Genomic DNA, 21,153 nt, shown 5'->3' on the forward strand with positions numbered 1-21,153 from the left:
GCCGCCTGCAACTGGCGGTGTGCATTGGGTTGATGGTGTTGTCCGCTGCCGTGGCCTGGCAGGCGCAGGGCTGGCGCCTTGGTCGCCAGCTGGCCGCACAGGAACAAGCGCTGGTGCAGCAGCGCCTGGACCAGGCCGAGGCGCTGCACGGCATGCTGCTGGCCGAGCGCGAGCAGCGCCAGGGCCTCGAACAACGCCTGCACGACAGCGAAACCAAACATTTCCAGGAGTTGACCGATGCCCAGCACACTCAGGCTCGCCTGCGTGACCGCCTTGCTACTGCCGATCTGCGCCTGTCGGTCCTGGTCGAGCGCGACACCGCCTGTGCCCCAGTGCCTGCCGCCACCGGCGCCGCCAGCGTGGATCATGGCTCCGTACGCGCCCGACTTGACCCGGCGCATGCTCGACGAATTATCGCCATCACCGACGACGGCGACCGCGGACTGATCGCCTTGCGGGCGTGCCAGGCCTATATCCGTGCCCTGGCCCCCTGAGCGCTTGCCAGAAGGGGCGGGAGTGGTAGGGTAGGGCGCAGTCTTGCCAGGAGCCCATCATGGACCCGATCACTGTTCTCTCCACCCGCCTGGGCGAACACCTGCGGCGCTTCAATGCCCAGGTGACCACTGCCGAGTCGTGCACCGGCGGCGGCATCGCCGAGGCCATCACCCGCATCCCCGGCAGTTCGGCCTGGTTCGAGGCCGGCTACGTCACCTACTCGAATGCCCAGAAAACCCGCCAGCTTGGTGTACCCGGGGTGTTGTTCGCCGAGGTGGGCGCGGTCAGCCAGGAGGTGGTCGAGGCCATGGTACGCGGCGCCCAGGCCGCCAGCGGCGCGCGCTTTGCGGTCGCGGTCAGCGGCGTGGCCGGCCCCGACGGCGGTTCAGCCGCCAAGCCGGTGGGCACGGTGTGGCTGGCCTGGGCCGACGGCGACCACGTGAGCAGCGAGCGCCGGCACTTCGACGGTGACCGCGAAGCGGTGCGCCGACAGACGGTGATCGCCGCGTTAGACGGCTTGTTACAGCTTGGTGCGGAGTAATTCGCCCGACGGGGGTTTGCGGAAACGAATCCCTGTGGAATAATACTGGCTACTTATACAGTTATTCCGGCCGTCAGGGCCACGTCGAACACGTGAGGATTTCAATGGACGACAACAAGAAGCGCGCCTTGGCTGCGGCCCTGGGTCAGATCGAACGCCAATTCGGCAAAGGCGCGGTCATGCGTATGGGCGACCACGAGCGCCAGGCGATCCCCGCCATCTCCACCGGTTCGCTGGGCCTGGACATCGCCCTGGGCATTGGCGGCCTGCCGAAAGGCCGTATCGTCGAGATCTACGGTCCGGAGTCTTCGGGTAAAACCACGCTGACCCTGTCGGTCATCGCCGAAGCCCAGAAGAACGGCGCCACCTGCGCCTTCGTCGACGCCGAGCACGCCCTCGACCCTGAATACGCCGGCAAGCTGGGCGTCAACGTCGACGACCTGCTGGTCTCGCAGCCAGACACCGGCGAGCAGGCCCTGGAAATCACCGACATGCTGGTGCGCTCCAACGCCGTCGACGTGATCATCGTCGACTCCGTGGCCGCGCTGGTGCCCAAGGCCGAGATCGAAGGCGAGATGGGCGACATGCACGTCGGCCTGCAGGCCCGTCTGATGTCCCAGGCGCTGCGCAAGATCACCGGTAACATCAAGAACGCCAACTGCCTGGTCATCTTCATCAACCAGATCCGCATGAAGATCGGCGTGATGTTCGGTAGCCCGGAAACCACCACCGGTGGTAACGCCTTGAAGTTCTACGCCTCCGTGCGCCTGGACATTCGCCGTACCGGCGCGGTCAAGGAAGGTGACGAGGTGGTCGGTAGCGAAACTCGCGTCAAGATCGTCAAGAACAAGGTCTCGCCGCCGTTCCGCCAGGCCGAGTTCCAGATCCTCTACGGCAAGGGCATCTACCGCAACGGCGAAATCATCGACCTGGGTGTTTCCCAAGGCCTGGTTGAAAAATCCGGTGCCTGGTACAGCTACCAGGGCAACAAGATCGGTCAGGGCAAGGCCAACGCCGCCAAGTACCTGCAAGAGAACCCGGCCATTGGTAGCGAGATCGAGAAGCAGATTCGCGACAAGCTGCTGACCGCCGGTGCCGCCGCCGCTGCAGCAGCGGCCGCCAAGGCCGGTGCCGCCGAAGCTGATGCCGATGATCTGGCTGACGCCGACGCCGGTTATTGATCTGCCTCCATGTCCGTCGTACTCGACACCCCCGTCGCCGTTCGGCGGACAGCCATGGACCTGCTCGCACGCCGCGAGCATGGTCGTGTGGAGCTGACCCGCAAGCTGCGTCAACGCGGTGCTACCGATGAGTTGATCGAGCCCGCGCTTGATCGGCTTGCCGAAGAGGGGCTGCTCAGCGAGGCCCGCTATCTTGAAAGCTTCATACGCTATCGTTCCGGCTCAGGCTATGGCCCTGGGCGTATCCGTGAGGAGCTTGGCCAGCGAGGTCTGGACCGAGGCGATATCGACCAGGCACTGCGTGACAGCGAAGTGGACTGGGCGGTGCGGTTGAAGGAGGTGTGGCAGCGCAAGTTCTCTGGGCAACTCCCCCATGACCCGCGCAGCCGCGCACAGCAAACGCGCTTTCTCGCCTACCGTGGGTTTTCCATGGAAATGATCGGTCGGCTGCTCAGCGGGCGCGATCTTGACGATTATTGAAGCGTGACCAGCATTGATGGCCCACATGGCTGACCCCGACCGGGGCCGGCCATGTGGGCCATTTTGCGTTCAGTTCACCCGCAGAGCTTCCCGGGCTCGTTGGGTGGTGTGCATTGGCTGGGGTTTGGCCCAGTTCTCCGACAGGTTGATGAAGTCCACCAGTTCGCGCAGGCGACCCTGGTCACGGCCGTTGAAGGCAAAGGTCAGGCGTGTCAGGTGGCTGAAGTTGCCTTCTTCGTGCTCCGCGCCACTGTCAGGCTGCTGGTGATACCTGCCGCTCAGGCGCAGGTCGGCAAAACCTTCCTCCACGTCATGCAGCGCGGCCTCGCTCAAGGGGTGGTGCATGCGGATGACGAACTGGTTCTTCAGCCATCGGCTGGAGTGGTAGTTGCTGTAGAACTGGTTGATTTCCTCCACCGCCTCGTCGGCACTGTGCACCAGGCGCACCAGCTTGAGGTCGCTGGGCAGGATGTAGCGGTTCTCTTCCAGTTGGCGGCTGATGAAGGCCAGGGCGTCCTGCCAGAAACTACCGCCGGGCGAGTCGAGCAGCACCACCGGAACCAGCGGGCTCTTGCCGGTCTGGATCAGGGTGAGTACTTCCAGCGCCTCATCAAGGGTGCCGAAGCCTCCCGGGCAGAGCACCAGCGCATCGGCCTCCTTGACGAAGAACAGCTTGCGAATGAAAAAGAAATGGAACGGCAGCAGCTTGTCGGTGCCATTGACGGTGGCATTGGCATGTTGCTCGAAGGGCAAGGTGATGTTGAAACCCAGGCTGTGATCGCTGCCGGCGCCTTCGTGGGCGGCGGCCATGATGCCGCCTCCGGCGCCGGTGATCACCATCAGGTCGGAACGTGCCAGCGTTGCGCCCAGCTCCCGGGCCAGCGCATACATGGGGTGCTCCAACGGCGTTCGTGCCGAGCCGAACACGGTGACTTTGCGCCGCCCCTTGTAGTGCTCGAGGGTGCGGAACGAATGGTCGAGCTCACGCAGGGCCTGCAGGGTGATCTTGGCGTTCCAGCGGTTGCGGTCGTCGTGGGCCATGCGCAGCACGGTCAGCAGCATGTCGCGGTACAGCGGCAGGTTGGGGCTGTTCGGGGCAACCAGTTGCAGTTGCTCGTCGATCTTGCTCAGGTCGATGCCGTGGTCCCTGAAATGGTTGAACAGCAGCTCGTTCGATTGGTAAGGCATTCAACGTCTCCTTCTGCAGCAAAACCTCTGACCGGGTCGATGGCAGGTCCCGGCCGCGACACTGCGTGTGTCGCTGGCTGCTGTGGCTCGAGTGTGCCCCCGAGCGTTGCAGTAGGCCTTCAAGGCCATTGTTGCAGTGGCAGTTCCATCGCGTTGTCGTTGTTATGGGTACTCGTTATCAATCTAGACGCTGGGGCGCACTCGTGCCGCCACAGGCGTGCAATACCGCCTGTCAGACTGGATCCGATGATGGCAGCGCTTTGGTTAACTGGAGGCGGAAGAGTGATGCAGCGAGGTGGCGGTATGCACCGGCTGGTGATCGAGGTGGACGGGCAACTGTTGCAGTTGCTCGAGCGCGAGGCGAAGGTTCATCACCTGAGCCTGGAGGGGGAGTGCTTGCGTCGGCTGCAGGGGGGCGAGGGGCACTCGCCTTATCTGCTGGCCCTGTTGGCCGAGTTGCGCGCCGATGATGAGCAGCGGCGCGCCAGAGACAGCGATCAGCTGGTCTGAATCACTTTTTCTTGTTGCCAGCTGCGCAGCTGGCAGCGTCGAATGCCTGGTCCATGACTGGTTGGTTGGTCTTGTACACGGTGAAGCGGTAGACCATCACCGCGCCCTTGGACATCAGCTGACGGTAACCATTGTTACGGCAAACGCTATCACCCAGCTGGCTGCGCACCTGCGCGGGGTTGGCCTGCATGCCTTGCGCATGCTCCTGGCGCACGCTCAGGTGATTGACCAGCGCCTTGCCTTCGACGGTATAGCCCTGGTCGAGGATGTCTTCGTTGATCGCCCGGGGGGTACCGACGCTGCTTTCCTTGGCGACCTTCTGCAGCATCTGGGTCAGCTCGTATTCCTGCTTGGAGGCAGCCTGGGCGGCCAGGGGCAGGGCGAGCAACAGGCTCAGGGTCGGGACGATAAGACGCAGCATGAATCTCTCCTGGTTCGATGACTGGCGCTTTGACCTGCGCCGGCGGGCGGCGTTCCATGAAACTGCTGGGGTTCCCCGGCCGCCTGAGCCGCTGATTATAAAGGAGCGGCCGCAAGGGCTGCACGGCAAATGACGCGTGCTCTGGTAGACTCGCGTTTTGTTTTCACCGAGTCGTCGTCGTGCCCCTTCCATCTTCCTGCCAAGGCCTGCAGCCATGAGCCACGCGGTAGCGCGGCTGCGCGCCGAGCGCCTGGCGCGCAGCATCAAACCCTTTGTCGCCCGCGGCTCGCGAGCCGAGCGCTGCCCGGATTGCCGGGTGATCGCCACGCACTGCCTGTGCGCGTGGAAACCGCGGGTGCCGGCAGACGCCGGCATGTGCCTGCTGATGCATGACACCGAGCCACTGAAGCCGACCAACACGGGGTGGCTGATTGCCGACGTGATCGAGGATACCTCCGCCTTCGGCTGGCTGCGTACCTCGGTGGACGAAGGCCTGCTGGCGTTGCTGGACGATCCGCGCTGGCAGCCTTACATCGTCTTCCCCGGCGAGTTCGTCAAAGAGGACCGTGTGGTCAGCGAGGTGCTGCGCGAACCGGGCAAGCGCCCGCTGTTCATCCTGCTCGACGCCACCTGGACCGAGGCGCGCAAGATGTTCCGCAAGAGCCCTTATCTCGACCGTTTCCCGGTGCTGAGCCTGCAGGCCGAGCAGATGTCGCGCTACCGCCTGCGCCGCTCCAAGCGTGACGACCACTTCTGCACCGCCGAAGTTGCCGCCATGTGTCTGGAGCTGGCCGGCGACAGCCAGGCCTCGCAGGCCCTGGATGCCTACCTGGATGTGTTCAGCCTGCACTACCTCAGTGGCAAGCGACGCTTGGCGCTGGATGAGCAGGACGAGGTCCACCAGCGTTTGCATACCTTCCTATAGTCCAAGGGGCAGGCGCGGCGGATTGGTACATACTGTCGGGGCTGGCAGCCAGGGTAGGCGGGGACGACCGGGCAATTGGCTTGACCACCCGGGGCGTGCTCGGCATCCTTGGCGCCGCTTCGGGCACGACGAAGCTGCTGTTACCCCGGACTTCGCCGTGCCATCCCGGCCGGCGGCCCTGCCGTTCGCGCCATGAGTTACCCGCCAGGCGTCTCCCGTACCCCCTGCGCCTGGTACAGAACAGGATCCCTAGATCGATGGCCACATACGAAATCCTGATTGCCGATGACCACCCACTGTTCCGTAGCGCACTGCGCCAGGCCGTTACCCTCGGCCTGGGCCCGGATGTGCGCCTGGTCGAGGTGGCGAGCATCGCCGAACTGGAAACCAGCCTGACCGAAAAAGCCGACTGGGACCTGGTCCTGCTGGACCTGAACATGCCCGGTGCCTATGGTTTCTCCGGCCTGGTGCTGCTGCGTGGCCAATACCCGCAGATCCCGGTGGTGATGGTCTCGGCCCAGGAAGAGGCGGCCGTCGTGGTCAAGTCTCGCGAATTTGGCGCCAGCGGTTTCATCCCCAAGTCCAGCGAGCTGAGCAAGATCCAGGAAGCCGTGCGCAATGTGCTCGACGGCGATGTCTGGTGGCCGCCGCAGGCGTTCGAGAAGGTTGACGTGTCTGCCGAGGCCAAGGCCGCCAGCGAAGGGCTGGCTAGTCTCACCCCGCAGCAGTTCCGCGTGCTGACCATGGTCTGCGAAGGGTTGCTGAACAAGCAGATCGCCTATGAGCTGAGTGTCTCGGAAGCGACCATCAAGGCTCACGTGACGGCGATCTTCCGCAAGCTGGGCGTTCGTACCCGGACCCAGGCCGCGCTGTTGTTGCAACAACTTGAATCGGTTTCGGCCAGCTAAATCCCTGCGCCTTCACGCTTTTTTGACTGCGGTTGAACTAGCCTGCTGGCCTTTTTTCGGTGAAGTGACTGACACACATGTCGCCATTCAAGGGCCAGACCGGCCTCAAACGTATCTTCAATGCCGCCGGCTACTCGCTGGACGGCCTGCGTGCCGCGTTCAAGGGTGAGGCCGCGTTTCGCCAGCTGGTGCTGGTCAACGTGCTGTTGATCCCCACAGCCTTCTGGCTGCCGGTGAGCCGCGCCGAACGGGCGATCCTTATCGCCGTGTGCCTGCTGGGGCTGATCGTCGAGCTGCTCAATTCGGCGGTGGAGGCGGCGATCGATCGTATCTCCCTCGACCGTCACCCCTTGTCGAAGAACGCCAAGGACATGGGCAGTGCCGCGCAACTGGTGGCCATGAGCATGGTCGCGCTGGTCTGGGGCGTGATTCTGCTCGGCTGACGTTCAGGCGATCGGCGGCAGCACGATCTCGTCGCTGCGCTGCACGCCAGCGGTGAAACTGCGGCACAGCTCGAGGAACTCGCGCATGGCCGAAGTCTGGTACTTCTGCTTGTGCCAGATGAAGTAGAACTGCCGCGACAGGTCCAGTGCCGGAGTTTCCACCGGTACCAGGCTGCCGCGGCGGAAAGCGTCGCGCAGGGCCAGGCGCGAGATGCAGCCGATACCGAGGCCCGACTCCACGGCCCGTTTGATTGCTTCGGTATGTTCCAGCTCCAGGCGGATGTTCAGGTTGGCACGATGATGACGCATGGCCTGGTCGAAGGTCAGGCGCGTGCCCGAGCCTTGTTCGCGCAGGATCCAGGCTTCATGGGACAGCTGCTCGATATCGGCATGGCCGGCTTTGGCCAGCGGATGCTGCGGCGCGCAGAACACCACCAGTTCATCCTCCACCCAGGGCTGCACCTCCAGATCGGGGTGGTTGCAGTCGCCTTCGATTAGACCCAGGTCAATTTCGTAATGGGCAACCTGTTGCACGATATGCGCAGTGTTCTGCACGTGCAGTTTGACCTGGCTTTCCGGATGCACCTGCATGAAGCTGCCGATCAGCAAGGTGGCCAGGTAGTTGCCGATGGTCAGGGTGGCGCCGACGGCCAGCGAGCCGAACCCCGACTTGCCGTTGAGCAGGTCTTCGATTTCCTTGGCCTGGTCGAGCAGCGCCACGGCCTGGGGCAACAGTTGATGGCCCAGGGCGTTGAGGCTCAGGCGTTTACCGGCACGGTCGAACAGCTGGCAGCTGGACTGGCGCTCCAGTTCGGTGATCGAGGTGCTTGCCGCAGATTGCGACAAGGCCAGTACGCCCGCGGCCCTGGACACACTCTGGTGCTGGGCGACGGCGACAAAGACCTGGAGCTGACGAAGTGTGAATCGCATATCTATATAACCGATAACACATATCTTGATAATTCAGTTAACAGATATTGTCGCTGCCCCTAAACTATCGCGCAACTGCGCGTCTTGCGCGCGCCGCGTTTTCCTTCAGGAGCCCCATCGATGAGCAACATGAACCACGAACGTGTCCTCAGTGTGCACCACTGGAACGACACTCTGTTCAGCTTCAAGTGCACCCGTGATCCGGGCCTGCGCTTCGAGAACGGTCAGTTCGTGATGATCGGCCTGCAGCAGGACAGCGGCCGTCCGCTCATGCGCGCCTACTCCATCGCCTCGCCGAACTGGGAAGAGCACTTGGAGTTCTTCAGCATCAAGGTGCCGGATGGTCCGCTGACCTCCCAGCTGCAGCACCTGAAGGAAGGCGACGAGATCATCATCAGCAAGAAGCCCACCGGCACCCTGGTGCTGGACGACCTGAACCCGGGCAAGCACCTGTACCTGCTGAGCACCGGTACCGGCCTTGCGCCGTTCATGAGCGTCATCCAGGACCCGGAGACCTACGAGCGCTTCGAGAAAGTGATCCTGGTACATGGCGTTCGCTACGTGAACGAAGTGGCCTACCGCGAGTTCATCACCGAGCACCTGCCGCAGAACGAGTTCTTCGGTGAGTCGGTGCGCGACAAACTGATCTACTACCCGACCGTGACCCGCGAGCCTTTCGAAAACCAGGGCCGCCTGACCGACTTGATGCGCAGCGGCAAGCTGTTCAGCGATATCGGCCTGCCACCGATCAACCCGCAGGACGACCGTGCCATGATCTGCGGCAGCCCGAGCATGCTCGATGAAACCAGCGAAGTGCTGGACAGCTTTGGCCTGAAGATCTCTGCGCGTATGCGTGAGCCGGGCGATTACCTGATCGAGCGAGCGTTCGTCGAGAAGTAAGGCCAGCGGCATGAATGAAAAAACGCAGGCTTGGCCTGCGTTTTTTTATGCTCGGAGAAAAGGTTTGCCGTGTCGGCCCCGCGATAGTGCCCGCAACCACACCGGATCACTCCGGCGCCACCTCCAGCACCCGGATCACATCCGGTTGCGGATAATGCCAGCGCACCTGTACATCCCAGAACTTCACCCCATATACCCGCTCGGGCGGCGGCACCTGGTAGGCAGGGCGTGGGTCCTGGGCCAGGCACTGTTCGATCAGCTCGACCAGCGGTTCGCCCAGGCGCAGTGCGTGGGTGCGGGCCTGAGGCAGTGCGCCCTCGCTCCATTGCACGCTGATCGGCTCCGGTGCATCACTGGCCATCAGGTTCGATGCCTCGGCGACGCTGTCCGCATACGGCACATAAGGCTTGATATCCAGCACCGGGGTGCCGTCCAGCAGATCGATCCCTGACAGCAGCAGGCGCCCCGGTTCGACGCCATCCAGGCGTACCACCGACTGGCCGATGCCGTTGGGCCGATGGGTGGCCCGGGTGGCGAACACCCCCATGCTCTTGTTGCCGCCCAGGCGCGGTGGGCGCACCTTCAGGCGTGGCTTGTCTTCCAGTGCCTGGTGGAACAGGAACAGCAACCACACATGGCTGACCTGGTCCAGGCCTTCGACGGCATCGCCTTGGTCAAAGGGCGGCAACAGCTCCAGCACGCCACGGGCAGCCGGCGCCAGCTGGGGTTGGCGCGGGATGGCGAACTTCTCCTTGAAGCAGGAGCGAACGATGCCGACGGGCGAGACGGTATGCTGCATCTTGGCTCAGCCGCGCACGCGAAGGGTCAGGCCCTTGAGGAAGTTGCGCAGCAACTGGTCGCCGCAGGGGCGGTAGTTGTCGTGGCCGACCTTGCGGAACAGCGCGCTCAGCTCTGGTTTGGACACCGGGAAGTCGACGGACTTGAGTACCGCATGCAGGTCGTCCTCCTTCAGCTCGAAGGCCACGCGCAGCTTCTTGAGCACGGTGTTGTTGGTCACCGGCACTTCGATCGGTTGCGGCGGGCGGCTGTCGTCGCGGCCGCGACGGTGAATCACCAGGCCGTCGAGGAAGTGTGCCATGACCTTCTCCGGGCAGCGTACGAAGCCGGGTTCCTCTTCCTTTTTTACATAGGTGGCGATGGCCTCGGCGGAAACCTCGAGGCCCGAGAGCTTGATGATCTCGGCCATTTTCTGGTCGTTGGCCTTGAGCATGTAGCGCAGGCTGCGCAGTACATCGTTGTGGTTCATTGCGGCGAATCCTGTTCTGTTGCCGCGTCAGTCATTGCGCGGCGGTAATGCTAGAAGCGTTCTGTAGCGGCCACGTAGCGCCACTGGCCCAGCGGCAGCTTGCCCATCGACACCCCGCCAAGGCGGATGCGGCGCATCGCCAGCACCTTGAGGCCGGCGGTTTCGCAAAGCTGTTCGATCAAGCCCGGTTGCGGGTTCTTCAGCACGATGCGCAGGTGTTGCTCGTTCTGCCAGCTGGCCTTGGCCTTCGGCAGCTCGACACCCTTGCGCTCCACGCCGCGCGCCAGGCGCTCGAGGGCGCCGGGTTTGGCTTCACCACTGACCTGGACGATGTATTCCTGCTCCATGCGGCGCAGGTCGGCCTCCAGCTTGCGGGTTACCCGCCAGTCCTGGGTGAACAGCTGCAGGCCACTGGCGCCGGGCAGCAGCGGGACGATGCAGGCCTGGCGGGCGAAATGCCCATGCAACGGGCGCACGCTCTCGCGGTGCGCTTCGCTGAGGCTGGCCATGCTGATGCTGGCCAGGGCGCCTGCGGTGTTTTGGCCGGCCTGCTGGTTGAGCAGCAGGGTGACCGGTTCGAGTGAGTCGGCACGAGCGCCCGGGAGCAGCTCGACTTGCTGTTCGGTGATTTTGAACTGGGGTTGTTCGACCACCACGCCATCGACCGTGACCCAGCCACCCTCGATGTACAGTTCGGCCTCGCGGCGGGAGCAGCCAAGCTGTTCGATGAGGCGTTTGGAGAGACGAATGGGTTCGGACATGGACACGGGCATCACGCGGTAGGGAAAGCCTTCATTGTACCTGTCTGGGCGAGGTAGCGGCTGCAAATCGATGTCATTTGCGCCATTTCGGAGCGGGGTAGTGGTTTCCTGAGCTTGCGTACTAGGACGTTGTACGAACAAGCCTCATATGTAGTAGGGGATAGGGCTGCCCTAGGCCGTCGGTTTCCGAACGGCCATAGATCTCGAAGCCTTCATGCAGGTAGAAACCCAGGGCTTGCGGGTTCTGTTCGTTGACGTCCAGGCGCTCGGCGTTCAATTCGTGCACCGCGTGGCGCAGCAGGCGCCGTCCGATGCCCTGGCCACGGTGTTCGGGCGCGACGAAGAGCATGTCGACCCGGCCGTTTGCCACCCCGGCAAAGCCAAGGATGTGCCGCTTGCTGTCCTTGCAGCAGACCAGCATCACGGCATCGAGGTATTTGCGCAGCACGTGCTCGCGCAGCAGCAGAATGTAACCCTCGGGCAGGAAATCGTGGGTGGCGCGAACCGACGCCTCCCACACCCGGACCAGCTCGGGATAATCGCTCAGATGAGGTGTGTGCAGCGTGACGGCGGGCGACATCCTGTGATCCTCCGGGAGGCCATTGAGGAAAACATAGATGCAAAAAAATACCCCGCCAGCGGGCGGGGTATTTTCAGGCGAGTTTCGCTCAGATGGGCTCGGCCCACATGTCGTACTCGTCGGCGTCGACGATGCGGCAGCGGACCTTGTCGCCCGGCTTGAAGCCGTGGTCGCCGTCGATGAACACGCTGCCGTCGATCTCCGGCGCGTCGAAGAAGCTGCGGCCCACCGAGCCCTGTTCCTCGACTTCGTCGATCAATACCTCGATTTCCTTGCCGATGCGCTGTTGCAGGCGCGCGGCGCTGATCGCCTGCTGGTGGGCCATGAAGCGGTCCCAGCGGTCCTGCTTGACGTCGTCCGGCACCTCTTCCAGGCCCAGGTCGTTGGCCGGGGCGCCTTCGACCGGCGAGTACTGGAAGCAGCCGACGCGGTCGAGCTGGGCTTCGGTCAGCCAGTCGAGCAGGTACTGGAAGTCTTCTTCGGTTTCGCCGGGGAAGCCGACGATGAAAGTCGAGCGGATCACCAGTTCCGGGCACTGTTCGCGCCAGTTCTTGATGCGCGCCAGGGTGCGGTCTTCGAAGGCCGGGCGCTTCATCGACTTGAGCACCTTGGGGCTGGCGTGCTGGAACGGGATGTCCAGGTACGGCAGGATCTTGCCGGCGGCCATCAGCGGAATCACGTCGTCGACGTTCGGGTACGGGTAGACATAGTGCAGACGCACCCAGGCGCCCAGGCTGCTCAGCGCTTCGCACAGCTCGAGCATGCGGGTCTTGACCGGGCGGCCGTTCCAGAAATCGGTCTTGTACTTGACGTCCACGCCGTAGGCGCTGGTGTCCTGGGAGATCACCAGGATCTCCTTGACGCCGGCCTTGACCAGGCGCTCGGCCTCGCTCAGGACTTCGCCGACCGGGCGGCTGACCAGCTTGCCGCGCATCGACGGGATGATGCAGAAGCTGCAGCTGTGGTTGCAGCCTTCGGAAATCTTCAAGTAGGCGTAGTGGCGCGGGGTCAGCTTGACGCCCTGGGGCGGCACCAGGTCGATCAGCGGGTTGTGGTCCTGGCGCGGTGGCACCACTTCGTGCACGGCATTGACCACCTGCTCGTACTGCTGCGGGCCGGTGACCGACAACACGCTCGGGTGCACGTCACGGATGCTGCCTTCTTCGACACCCATGCAGCCGGTGACGATGACCTTGCCGTTCTCCTTGATGGCTTCGCCGATCACTTCCAGCGACTCGGCCTTGGCGCTGTCGATGAAGCCGCAGGTGTTGACCACCACCACGTCGGCATCCTCGTAGGTAGGCACGACTTCATAGCCTTCCATGCGCAGCTGGGTCAGGATGCGCTCGGAATCGACCAGGGCCTTGGGGCAACCCAGGGAGACGAAGCCGACCTTTGGGGTGGCGGGAGTGGTGGACATGGCTAACCTCGGTATTGAATACAGGTCGCCCGGCCGGTAACGGGGGCGATCCTGGCGGGCGCTTTCGGCGCCTCTGATCAAAAAGTGCGCAATTCTAGCGAGCACAAGGTCGCTTTACCAGCAGAAATACGACGAACGCTGCGCTATGCTTCGCGCCGTTGCGCCGGGGTATCCGGGAGGGCCCGGCGCGGGTAGGCATTCAACCGGTCTAATAGGCCGTCTGCGGGAGTGGTCGATGGTTCAGGCAAGCAGTCATGCCGAAGGCGGGCACGCGGGGAAGCAGGGGGCAGCACGGCCGCTGGGCCTGCTCGTGGCGGCCGTTGGGGTGGTCTATGGCGATATTGGCACCAGCCCGCTGTATACCCTCAAAGAGGTCTTTACCGGTGGTTATGGCGTACAGGTCAACCATGATGGAGTGCTGGGCATCCTGTCGTTGATCCTCTGGTCGCTGCTGTGGGTGGTTTCGTTCAAGTACGTGATGTTCATCCTGCGCGCCGACAACCAGGGCGAGGGCGGCACCATGGCCCTGACCGCGCTGGCGCGGCGGGCCACGGCGCAGTATCCGCGGTTGCGCATGCTGATGGTCGGTTGCGGCCTGATTGGCGCCTCGCTGTTCTACGGCGACAGCATGATCACCCCGGCGGTGTCGGTGCTGTCGGCGGTGGAGGGCATGGGCCTGGCGTTCGAGGGTATCGACCACTGGGTGGTGCCGATTGCACTGGTGGTGCTGGTGGCGCTGTTCCTGGTGCAGAAGCATGGCACCGAGAAGATCGGCAAGGCGTTTGGCCCGATCATGGTTGCCTGGTTCCTTGCGCTGGCGGCGCTCGGTGTCCATGGCATCTTGCAGAGCCCGGAGGTGCTGAAGGCGTTCAACCCGGGCTGGGCCTTGAACTTCTTCATCGTCCACCCCGGCATGGGCGTGGCCATTCTTGGTGCCGTGGTGCTGGCGCTGACCGGTGCCGAGGCCCTGTACGCCGATATGGGCCATTTCGGCCGCAAACCCATTGCCCGTGCCTGGTTCGCCCTGGTGCTGCCGGCGCTTGTGCTCAACTACTTCGGCCAGGGCGCCATGCTGCTGCAGAATCCCGAGGCGGCGCGCAACCCGTTCTACCTCTTGGCGCCGTCCTGGGCTTTGCTGCCGCTGGTGGGGCTGGCCACGATGGCCACGGTGATCGCCTCCCAGGCGGTGATCTCGGGGGCCTTCTCGCTGACTCGCCAGGCCATCCAGCTGGGCTATGTGCCGCGCATGCAGATCCAGCACACCTCCAGCGACGAGCAGGGGCAGATCTATATCGGCGCAGTGAACTGGGCGTTGATGGTCGGCGTGGTGCTGCTGGTGATCGGCTTCGAATCCTCCGGCGCCCTGGCGGCGGCCTACGGCGTGGCAGTGACCGGCACCATGCTGATGACCACCATCCTGGTCTCGGCGGTCATGCTGCTGTTGTGGAAGTGGCCGCCGGTATTGGCTGTGCCGCTGCTGCTGGGCTTCCTGTTCGTAGACGGGCTGTTCTTCGCCGCCAACGTGCCGAAGATCGTGCAGGGCGGTGCTTTCCCGGTGCTGGCGGGTATCGTGCTGTTCGTGTTGATGAGTACCTGGAAGCGTGGCAAGCAGATCCTGGTCGATCGCATCGATGAAGGTGCGTTGCCGCTGCCGCTGTTTATCAGCAGCATCCGCGTGCAGCCGCCGCATCGGGTCGAGGGCACCGCGGTGTTCCTGACCGCGCGCTCCGATGCCGTACCGCACGCGCTGCTGCACAACATGCTGCATAACCAGGTGCTGCACAGCCAGGTGGTGCTGCTGACGGTGGTCAGCGAGGACCGGCCGCGGGTGCCGGAGCATGAGCGCTTCGAGGTGGAAGCCTATGGTGACGGGTTCTTCCGGGTGCTGCTGCACTTCGGCTTCATGGACGAGCCGGACGTACCGGCGGCGCTGAAGCTTTGCCACTTGGACGAACTGGACTTCAGCCCGATGCGCACCACCTACTTCCTGAGTCGGGAGACGGTGATCGCCTCCCGCCTGGAGGGGATGTCGCGCTGGCGCGGGAACCTGTTCGCGTTCCTGCTGAAGAATGCCAACGGCAACCTGCGGTTCTTCAACCTGCCGCTCAATCGGGTGATCGAGTTGGGGACGCAGGTCGAGATCTGAGGGCACAAACATCGCGGGGCAAGCCCGCTCCCACAAGGATCACACAAGCCTTGTGGGAGCGGGCTTGCCCCGCGATGGGCCGCAAAGCGACCCCTTTCCCTATCATTTCTCAGCGACGTTAGCCTTTCCCTGGCGGGTCTCGATCTCACCGATCAGGCGCTTGGCCAGCGCCGGGTAGTTTTCGTCGAAGTGGTGGCCGCCGGGCAGTTTCATGCGCTCACCCACGGCGGTCTTGTCGGTGCAGCCGCTTTCGTCGGTCTCTTCCACACCATAGATGCACACCACCTTCGCCGCCGGCAACCTGGCCATCTCCGGCCCGGTCGGGGCTTCCTGGCCTTCCTTGCCGAGCCAGCCCTCCACCTCGATCTCGAAACTGCCGCTGCGGGCGAACGCCAGCAGGATCACCGCATCGATGCGCTTCTGGTCGTCTGCGGACAGGCGGTTATAGATAGCCGGCAGCACGTCGGCGCCGAACGAGTAGCCGGTCAGCACGAAGCGCTTGGTGCCCCATTTCTGGCGATAGTGCTGCATCAGCTCGGCGAGGTCGGCGGCGCTCTGCTCCGGGGTCTTGTGCTGCCAGTAGTAGCGCAGGGTGTCGATGCCGACCACCGGGTAGCCAAGCTTGGCCATCTCGCTGGCCACATCGCGGTCCAGGTCGCGCCAGCCGCCGTCGCCGGAAAGGAACAGGGTGACGGTGTCGGTGGTCTGCCCGGCCGGGACTTCCACCACCGGGATGGCCAGGGCGTTGCCATCGTGGCCGACCAGGGCCTGGGTCAATTGCGCCTTGAGTACCTGGGGCAGGTGGATGTCGTAGTCGGCGATGCTGGTTTCGGCGTTGGCCTGGTCGCGCACGAAGGCGGCACTGGCGTCATCCGGGTTGTCGTTCCAGGCCACGTTCCAGTGGCCGTGGGCGGCGGACTTGGGCAGGGCGGCCTGGCAGCCGGGCTGCTCGACGGTGAAATCCACCGAGATGGCTCGCGCCCTGTCGTCGCTTTGTGCGGCCAGCCAGCGCCAGGCCTGGGCAGCGCCCGGGCCGATACCGGCAACCAGGGTCGGTTTGTCGGCCAGTCGAGTCAGGGCCTGGTCCATCGCGACCTGTTGCTTGGCGCAGTCGGCCGGTGGCAGGATCACCTGCACCAGTTGCGCCTCGCCGGCCTGGCTCAGGTCGAGCAGTTGCTTGTCGGTCAGGGCTTGGTCCTGTGGCACGCCGATGGCCACTCGGGCCTTGGCATGCACGCCGGGCGTGGCGCGGGTCAGGGCGCTGCCGTCGTCGAGCGTGAGGTGCTCCAGGCGTGCCTCGGGGGCCGGGCGGGTCCACAGCCAGAAGGCCGCACCGCCGGCCAGTACGGCGAGCAACAGGGGAATCAGTACGTACAGCCAATAGCGTCGGATCATCAACGTTTCACCAATCCAGTCAGGCCGCCAGCGATCAGGGCGGCGGTGTCAGCCAGTGCAACCAGCGGGTCGAGCCCGGCCGGCACGGCCATGTAGCGGGGTTCCCAGTCCGGCTGGAACTTGTCCTTGAAGCGCCGCAGGCCCTGGAAGTTGTAGAGCTGTTCACCGCGCTGGAACACCATCGAGCCCAGGCGCTGGGTCAAGGGGGCGCCACGCCGCGGCTGCAAGCCGGAAAGGGGGACCATGCCCAGGCTGAAGCGGCCGTAGTCGTGGCTTTTGTAGTGCAGGATCAGACCGACCATCATGAACTCCATGGTCAGCTTCGGTGCTTCTGGATGCGCGCGCATCAGGTCAAGGCTGGCCAGCTCGTTGCTGTGGGTCTCCAGCAGGTTGGCGAAGGCCACCGGGCGGCCCTGGAAGCGGATCAGCGCGATGCGGAAATGCTGCAGGTACTCGGGGCTGAAGCGGCCGAGGGAGAAGCCTTTTTCGCGCACGTTCTTGCCGCTGAGCCAGGCGTCGGAGATCTCCTTGAGTGCCTCCAGCGGGGCGTGGCCAGGCTCATGGATCTCCAGGGCCAGGCCGTCGCGGCCGCCGCGGTTCCAGGTGTAACGCAGGTCCTTCATCTCCTTGCCCTTGGCGTCGATATCGAAGCGGCGCAGGTCGACCCGCGCTTCCTCGCCGAGCTTGATCGCGGTCAGGCCGATGTCCATGTAGAACGGCAGGTTCTCCGCCCGCACCTGGTAGAACACCGGGCGGGCATGGTGCAAGTCGCACAGGTCGCGGAACTGCCAGATCATTTCGGCGCGTTCCTGTGCCGGGCCGATCGGGTCGTACAGGGCTACCAGGCTGCGGCCGCGACGGGCATACATCAGGAAGGCGTTGTCGTTGGGATGGAACAGCAGCGCCTTGTCACCGGTCAGGGCCAGCCCGCCATCGGGCTGGTCGGAGGCGAGCAGGATGCGGTTGGCGCGCTGCAGTTCGTCTTCGCTGGGCAGATGGATCACTGGCCGGGCGGTGCGCAGCAGCCAGGTCAGGGCGACGATCACCAGCAGCACGGCGCTGCCCAGCGCGGCGCGCAAACCCCGAGGCGCATCGGCATCAAGGGTGAACTGCCACCACAACTTATGGGTGTAAGGCACGTCCTGGTAGGCGAACAGCAGCAGCCATACCGAGGCGCCGACCACGCAGGCGCTGGCCACCAGGTACACCGGCGAGAACGGCAGCTCCAGCAGGCGGCTGGGGCGGTAGAACGAGCGGCGGAACAGGGCGAGCAGGGCGGCGGTAAAGCACATCAGGCTGGCTTCTTCCCAGTCGAAGCCCTTGAGCAACGACAGTACCGCGCCCACCAGCAGCAGCACGGTGGTCAGCAGCCAGGCGGCCGACAGGCGCCGGCGCAGGCCCTGGGCGAGCAGCAGGCAGAGCACGCCGATCAGGCTGGCGCCGAAGTGCGAGGCATCGATCAGGCGGTGTGGGATCAGGAAGCCCATGTGCTCCAGACGGCTGTCGATCTCCGGGGTGGCGCCGGAGAACAGCAGCACCACCCCGGAAAGGAACACCAGGATCGCCAGCACCGGCGCGGCCAGGCCCGAGGCTGCGCGGATCGCCTGCTGGGTGACCATCAGCCGGCGGGCTTCGTTGGCCAGCAGCAGCACGCAGGCCACCAGCAACGGCAGCACCACGTAGATCAGCCGGTACAGCAGCAGGGCGGCCGCCAGTGGCGCCGCGCCCAGCTGGTTGGCGAAGGCGGCCAGCAGGATCGCCTCGAACACCCCGACGCCACCCGGCACATGGCTTAGCACCCCGGCGGCGAGGGCGAGCAGGTAGACCAGCACGAACGCGCCAAAGGGTGGGGCTTCGGGCAGCAGCAAATAGAGCACCGTGGCAGCAGCGGCGACATCCAGGGCGGTGATCAGCAGTTGCAACGCAGTCAGGCGCGCGCCTGGCAGGCGCAGGGTGCGGCGCCCGAACTGCACCAGCAGGTTGTCGGCCAACGGCTGTTCAGGCAGGCGACGGCGGTACAGGCCCACGACCAGGGCTACCGCCGCGCCCAGCACGGCGACGGCGATGCCGCCCAGCAGCGGTGCAGGCAAACGCAGCGCCGTTGCCGCTGCCGGCAGGTCGCTCAGGGTGGCCAGTGCAGCCAACGGCGGCAGCGCGCAGCCCAGCGAGAGGCTGGCGAACACCGTCATGCGCGCGACTTCCGCGGCGCCCAAACCTTGACGGGCATAGAGGCGATAACGCACCGAGCCACCCGACAGCATCGACAGGCCTATCGCGTTGCCAATGGCGAAGGCGCTGAAGCCACCGAGCACCAGAGTGCGGGGTGGCAGTTGCACGGCGGCGTAGCGGCTGGCCGACCATTCGTAACCCAGCAGGATCACGAAGCCGGCCAACGTGGCCAGCAGCGCGCCGAGCAGCGACTGGGTCGGCACGCTGAGCATCGCATCATGCAGGGCGTAGATATCCAGTTCGCTCAACAGATGGCGGCAGGCAATCAGGCCCATGGCGAACAGCAGCAATGTCAACGCCAATCCCAGCGGCTGACGGTACTTGCTCAGGCGTTCCAGCCAGGGCAGGCGCTGCGCCGCCGCCGGCAAGGCCGTGGTCAACGGTGCCTGGGGCTCAGGAGTGGGGGCGGTCATGGAGTGCCTCGTGCGCAGCGCGCGAGGTAAAGGCAAGGTGCGGCCAAGTGAAAGTCCCTTTGGAAAAACGTATCCGAATATTACTCCGCGCCGGCGGCTTAATCTGTTTCAGGATAGTTAAAGATAGTTCATTCAGCCGTCTGCAAGGGCTGGAACCAGGGCTTGGCGAGGAGGAGTCGAAAGGGTAGGGGCTGAATGCAACAAACCCCGCACTGTCTTGCGACAGGCGGGGTTTGTTCTGACGAATATGGTTGCGGGAGCCGGATTTGAACCGACGACCTTCGGGTTATGAGCCCGACGAGCTACCAGGCTGCTCCATCCCGCGTCAGAGGGGCGCATTCTACGCATTTGTCATGGCTTGTCAAGGCTTGATATGCCATTGGTTGCGATTGGAAAACAGCGGCCAATAAAAAAGGCCACTGCATGAACAGTGGCCTTTTCTTGAATCTGGTTGCGGGAGCCGGATTTGAACCGACGACCTTCGGGTTATGAGCCCGACGAGCTACCAGGCTGCTCCATCCCGCGCCTGTGGAATCGAATTGTACGGATTTCCCAACCGTTGTCAAGCGTTACTGCTTGATTTTTCGTAGGTTTTTCTTTCGTTGGAAATATAGAGGCAATAAAAAAGGCCACTGCGTAAACAGTGGCCTTTTCTTGAATCTGGTTGCGGGAGCCGGATTTGAACCGACGACCTTCGGGTTATGAGCCCGACGAGCTACCAGGCTGCTCCATCCCGCGCCTGTGAGATCGAATTCTACGGATTTTCCTTTGGCTGTCAAGCATTTCCTCAAGAAAATCCTTTTTCGTTCAAACCCTTAGCGTGCCAGATCGCGCCGCAGCTCAGTGGCGACGGGGCTTGCAGGCCGATTGTCCGGTCCAGGCTGTCTCGTCCGTTGGCCATACGGTAATATCTGTATGAATTTACAGTAGTGGCTGTCATCCATGTCCTTGCGCAAGATCATCCACATTGATTGTGACTGCTTCTACGCCGCCATCGAGATGCGCGATGACCCACGCCTGGTCGGTCGCCCCATGGCCGTGGGTGGGCAGCCAGGTCAGCGTGGCGTGATCGCTACCTGTAACTACGAGGCGCGTGCCTACGGCGTGCGGTCGGCTATGGCATCGGGGCATGCGATGAAGCTGTGCCCCGACCTGGAAATCGTCAAGCCGCGTTTCGAGGCTTACCGTGAGGCGTCCCGGGAGATTCACGCGATCTTTCGCGACTACACCGAGCTGATCGAACCGCTGTCGCTGGACGAGGCTTACCTGGATGTCAGTGACAGCCAATGGTTTGCCGGCAGCGCCACGCGGATTGCCGAGGACATTCGCCGGCGGGTCGCCCAGCAACTGCATATCACGGTGTCCGCAGGTGTGGCGCCGAACAAGTTCCTGGCCAAGATCGCCAGCGATTGGCGCAAGCCCAATGGTTTGTTCGTCATTACCCCGGATCAGGTGGAGGAATTCGTTGCGCAGCTACCGGTGGCGCGCTTGCATGGGGTTGGCAAGGTGACTGCGGATAAGCTCTCGCGGTTGGGAATCGACACATGCCTGTCGCTGCGTGATTGGCCGCGGTTGGCATTGGTGCGCGAGTTCGGCAGCTTCGGCGAGCGCTTGTGGGGGCTGGCGCGGGGGATCGACGAGCGTGCGGTGCATAACGACAGTCGGCGGCAGTCGGTCAGCGTCGAGAACACCTACGATCATGATTTGCCCGACCTGAGCAGTTGCCTGGAGAAGCTGCCTGACCTGCTCGCCAGTCTGAATGAGCGGATTGCGCGCATGGATAGCAGCTATCGGCCCGACAAGCCTTTCGTCAAGGTCAAGTTCCATGACTTCAGCCAGACCACGCTGGAGCAGGCTGGCGCGGGGCGAGACCTGGAGAGCTATCGGCAGTTGCTTAGCCAGGCGTTTGCCCGAGGTGGCAAGCCGGTGCGGTTGCTGGGGGTAGGGGTGAGGCTGCGGGACCTGCGTGGGGCGCTTGAGCAGTTGGAGTTGTTTCGGGATATATAAAGAAGAAGGGGTC

21 protein-coding genes and 3 tRNA genes are annotated in these 21,153 nt (G+C 63.9%); 11 read left to right on the forward strand and 13 right to left on the reverse strand.

What is annotated here, in order from left to right:
• The first annotated feature begins 32 nt into the window (after positions 1 to 32).
• From ACZ9C1_RS24875 to recX, 4 genes are all read left to right on the forward strand, one after another.
• Complete coding sequence (locus tag ACZ9C1_RS24875; protein WP_102681727.1) at positions 33 to 494, forward strand: lysis system i-spanin subunit Rz; 462 nt, start codon at positions 33 to 35, stop codon at positions 492 to 494.
• 59 nt (positions 495 to 553) lie between these two features.
• Positions 554 to 1,036 carry a CinA family protein gene (locus ACZ9C1_RS24880; RefSeq protein ID WP_102681662.1) on the forward strand — a complete coding sequence of 161 codons (483 nt, stop codon included), beginning with the start codon at positions 554 to 556 and terminating at the stop codon, positions 1,034 to 1,036.
• A gap of 104 nt (positions 1,037 to 1,140) precedes the next feature.
• The gene (gene recA, locus ACZ9C1_RS24885; RefSeq protein WP_028690616.1) at positions 1,141 to 2,217 is read left to right on the forward strand and encodes a recombinase RecA; all 1,077 of its coding nucleotides are present in this window, start codon (positions 1,141 to 1,143) and stop codon (positions 2,215 to 2,217) included.
• 9 nt (positions 2,218 to 2,226) lie between these two features.
• Positions 2,227 to 2,697, forward strand: a complete 471-nt coding sequence (gene recX / locus ACZ9C1_RS24890; RefSeq protein WP_102681663.1) for a recombination regulator RecX — start codon at positions 2,227 to 2,229, stop codon at positions 2,695 to 2,697.
• Between the two features lie 69 nt (positions 2,698 to 2,766).
• Here the strand turns inward: recX and ACZ9C1_RS24895 are convergent, their stop codons facing one another.
• Positions 2,767 to 3,885 carry an LOG family protein gene (locus ACZ9C1_RS24895; protein WP_094010100.1) on the reverse strand — a complete coding sequence of 373 codons (1,119 nt, stop codon included), beginning with the start codon at positions 3,883 to 3,885 and terminating at the stop codon, positions 2,767 to 2,769.
• A gap of 303 nt (positions 3,886 to 4,188) precedes the next feature.
• Between ACZ9C1_RS24895 and ACZ9C1_RS24900 the strand changes: the two genes are divergently transcribed.
• Positions 4,189 to 4,395: a hypothetical protein gene (locus ACZ9C1_RS24900; protein WP_457378034.1), complete on the forward strand. Its 207-nt coding sequence runs from the start codon at positions 4,189 to 4,191 to the stop codon at positions 4,393 to 4,395.
• A gap of 1 nt (position 4,396) precedes the next feature.
• Here the strand turns inward: ACZ9C1_RS24900 and ACZ9C1_RS24905 are convergent, their stop codons facing one another.
• Positions 4,397 to 4,816 carry a quorum-sensing-regulated virulence factor family protein gene (locus tag ACZ9C1_RS24905; RefSeq protein ID WP_046856783.1) on the reverse strand — a complete coding sequence of 140 codons (420 nt, stop codon included), beginning with the start codon at positions 4,814 to 4,816 and terminating at the stop codon, positions 4,397 to 4,399.
• A 214-nt stretch (positions 4,817 to 5,030) separates the two neighbouring features.
• Between ACZ9C1_RS24905 and ACZ9C1_RS24910 the strand changes: the two genes are divergently transcribed.
• From ACZ9C1_RS24910 to ACZ9C1_RS24920, 3 genes are all read left to right on the forward strand, one after another.
• Positions 5,031 to 5,741, forward strand: a complete 711-nt coding sequence (locus ACZ9C1_RS24910) for a tRNA-uridine aminocarboxypropyltransferase (protein ID WP_110697832.1) — start codon at positions 5,031 to 5,033, stop codon at positions 5,739 to 5,741.
• A gap of 257 nt (positions 5,742 to 5,998) precedes the next feature.
• Positions 5,999 to 6,649, forward strand: a complete 651-nt coding sequence (gene erdR / locus ACZ9C1_RS24915) for a response regulator transcription factor ErdR (RefSeq protein ID WP_023631045.1) — start codon at positions 5,999 to 6,001, stop codon at positions 6,647 to 6,649.
• A gap of 77 nt (positions 6,650 to 6,726) precedes the next feature.
• The gene (locus ACZ9C1_RS24920; RefSeq protein ID WP_023631044.1) at positions 6,727 to 7,092 is read left to right on the forward strand and encodes a diacylglycerol kinase; all 366 of its coding nucleotides are present in this window, start codon (positions 6,727 to 6,729) and stop codon (positions 7,090 to 7,092) included.
• Positions 7,093 to 7,095: 3 nt separating this feature from the next.
• Here ACZ9C1_RS24920 and finR read toward each other — a convergent pair whose 3' ends face one another.
• Positions 7,096 to 8,022, reverse strand: a complete 927-nt coding sequence (finR, locus tag ACZ9C1_RS24925; protein WP_023631043.1) for a LysR family transcriptional regulator FinR — start codon at positions 8,020 to 8,022, stop codon at positions 7,096 to 7,098.
• A gap of 120 nt (positions 8,023 to 8,142) precedes the next feature.
• Between finR and fpr the strand changes: the two genes are divergently transcribed.
• Positions 8,143 to 8,922 carry a ferredoxin-NADP reductase gene (gene fpr / locus ACZ9C1_RS24930; protein ID WP_046856781.1) on the forward strand — a complete coding sequence of 260 codons (780 nt, stop codon included), beginning with the start codon at positions 8,143 to 8,145 and terminating at the stop codon, positions 8,920 to 8,922.
• Between the two features lie 106 nt (positions 8,923 to 9,028).
• Here fpr and tsaA read toward each other — a convergent pair whose 3' ends face one another.
• From tsaA to rimO, 5 genes are all read right to left on the reverse strand, one after another.
• Positions 9,029 to 9,721 (reverse strand): tRNA (N6-threonylcarbamoyladenosine(37)-N6)-methyltransferase TrmO, encoded by a 693-nt coding sequence (tsaA, locus tag ACZ9C1_RS24935; RefSeq protein WP_102681665.1) that lies wholly within the window; start codon positions 9,719 to 9,721, stop codon positions 9,029 to 9,031.
• 6 nt (positions 9,722 to 9,727) lie between these two features.
• Positions 9,728 to 10,189: a YehS family protein gene (locus ACZ9C1_RS24940; RefSeq protein ID WP_046856779.1), complete on the reverse strand. Its 462-nt coding sequence runs from the start codon at positions 10,187 to 10,189 to the stop codon at positions 9,728 to 9,730.
• Positions 10,190 to 10,239: 50 nt separating this feature from the next.
• Positions 10,240 to 10,950, reverse strand: a complete 711-nt coding sequence (locus ACZ9C1_RS24945) for an rRNA pseudouridine synthase (RefSeq protein WP_476254491.1) — start codon at positions 10,948 to 10,950, stop codon at positions 10,240 to 10,242.
• A 121-nt stretch (positions 10,951 to 11,071) separates the two neighbouring features.
• A complete protein-coding gene (locus ACZ9C1_RS24950) occupies positions 11,072 to 11,530 on the reverse strand; it encodes a GNAT family N-acetyltransferase (RefSeq protein ID WP_110697838.1) in 459 nt (152 codons plus the stop codon).
• Positions 11,531 to 11,618: 88 nt separating this feature from the next.
• Positions 11,619 to 12,950 (reverse strand): 30S ribosomal protein S12 methylthiotransferase RimO, encoded by a 1,332-nt coding sequence (gene rimO, locus ACZ9C1_RS24955; RefSeq protein ID WP_102681668.1) that lies wholly within the window; start codon positions 12,948 to 12,950, stop codon positions 11,619 to 11,621.
• Positions 12,951 to 13,185: 235 nt separating this feature from the next.
• Here rimO and ACZ9C1_RS24960 point away from each other — a divergent pair, with 235 nt between their 5' ends.
• Complete coding sequence (locus ACZ9C1_RS24960) at positions 13,186 to 15,096, forward strand: potassium transporter Kup (RefSeq protein WP_102681669.1); 1,911 nt, start codon at positions 13,186 to 13,188, stop codon at positions 15,094 to 15,096.
• Positions 15,097 to 15,198: 102 nt separating this feature from the next.
• Here the strand turns inward: ACZ9C1_RS24960 and ACZ9C1_RS24965 are convergent, their stop codons facing one another.
• The 5 genes from ACZ9C1_RS24965 to ACZ9C1_RS24985 form a co-directional block, all read right to left on the reverse strand.
• On the reverse strand, positions 15,199 to 16,491 hold the full coding sequence (locus tag ACZ9C1_RS24965) for a virulence factor family protein (RefSeq protein WP_457378037.1): 1,293 nt from the start codon (positions 16,489 to 16,491) through the stop codon (positions 15,199 to 15,201).
• Positions 16,491 to 19,133 (reverse strand): bifunctional lysylphosphatidylglycerol flippase/synthetase MprF, encoded by a 2,643-nt coding sequence (gene mprF / locus ACZ9C1_RS24970; RefSeq protein ID WP_476254492.1) that lies wholly within the window; start codon positions 19,131 to 19,133, stop codon positions 16,491 to 16,493. The genes ACZ9C1_RS24965 and mprF overlap by 1 nt, the downstream gene beginning before the upstream one ends.
• Positions 19,134 to 19,381: 248 nt before the next feature.
• Positions 19,382 to 19,458, reverse strand: a tRNA-Met gene (locus ACZ9C1_RS24975).
• Positions 19,459 to 19,581: 123 nt separating this feature from the next.
• Positions 19,582 to 19,658: transfer RNA gene (locus ACZ9C1_RS24980), tRNA-Met, on the reverse strand.
• 136 nt (positions 19,659 to 19,794) lie between these two features.
• A tRNA-Met gene (locus ACZ9C1_RS24985) sits at positions 19,795 to 19,871 on the reverse strand.
• A gap of 210 nt (positions 19,872 to 20,081) precedes the next feature.
• On the opposite strand from ACZ9C1_RS24985, the gene dinB reads away from it, so the two are divergent.
• Entirely contained in the window at positions 20,082 to 21,140 is a 1,059-nt protein-coding gene (gene dinB, locus ACZ9C1_RS24990) for a DNA polymerase IV (protein ID WP_476254595.1), read from the forward strand.
• The last annotated feature ends 13 nt before the right edge of the window (positions 21,141 to 21,153 follow it).

This window comes from Pseudomonas sp. TE21435, assembly GCF_056279265.1.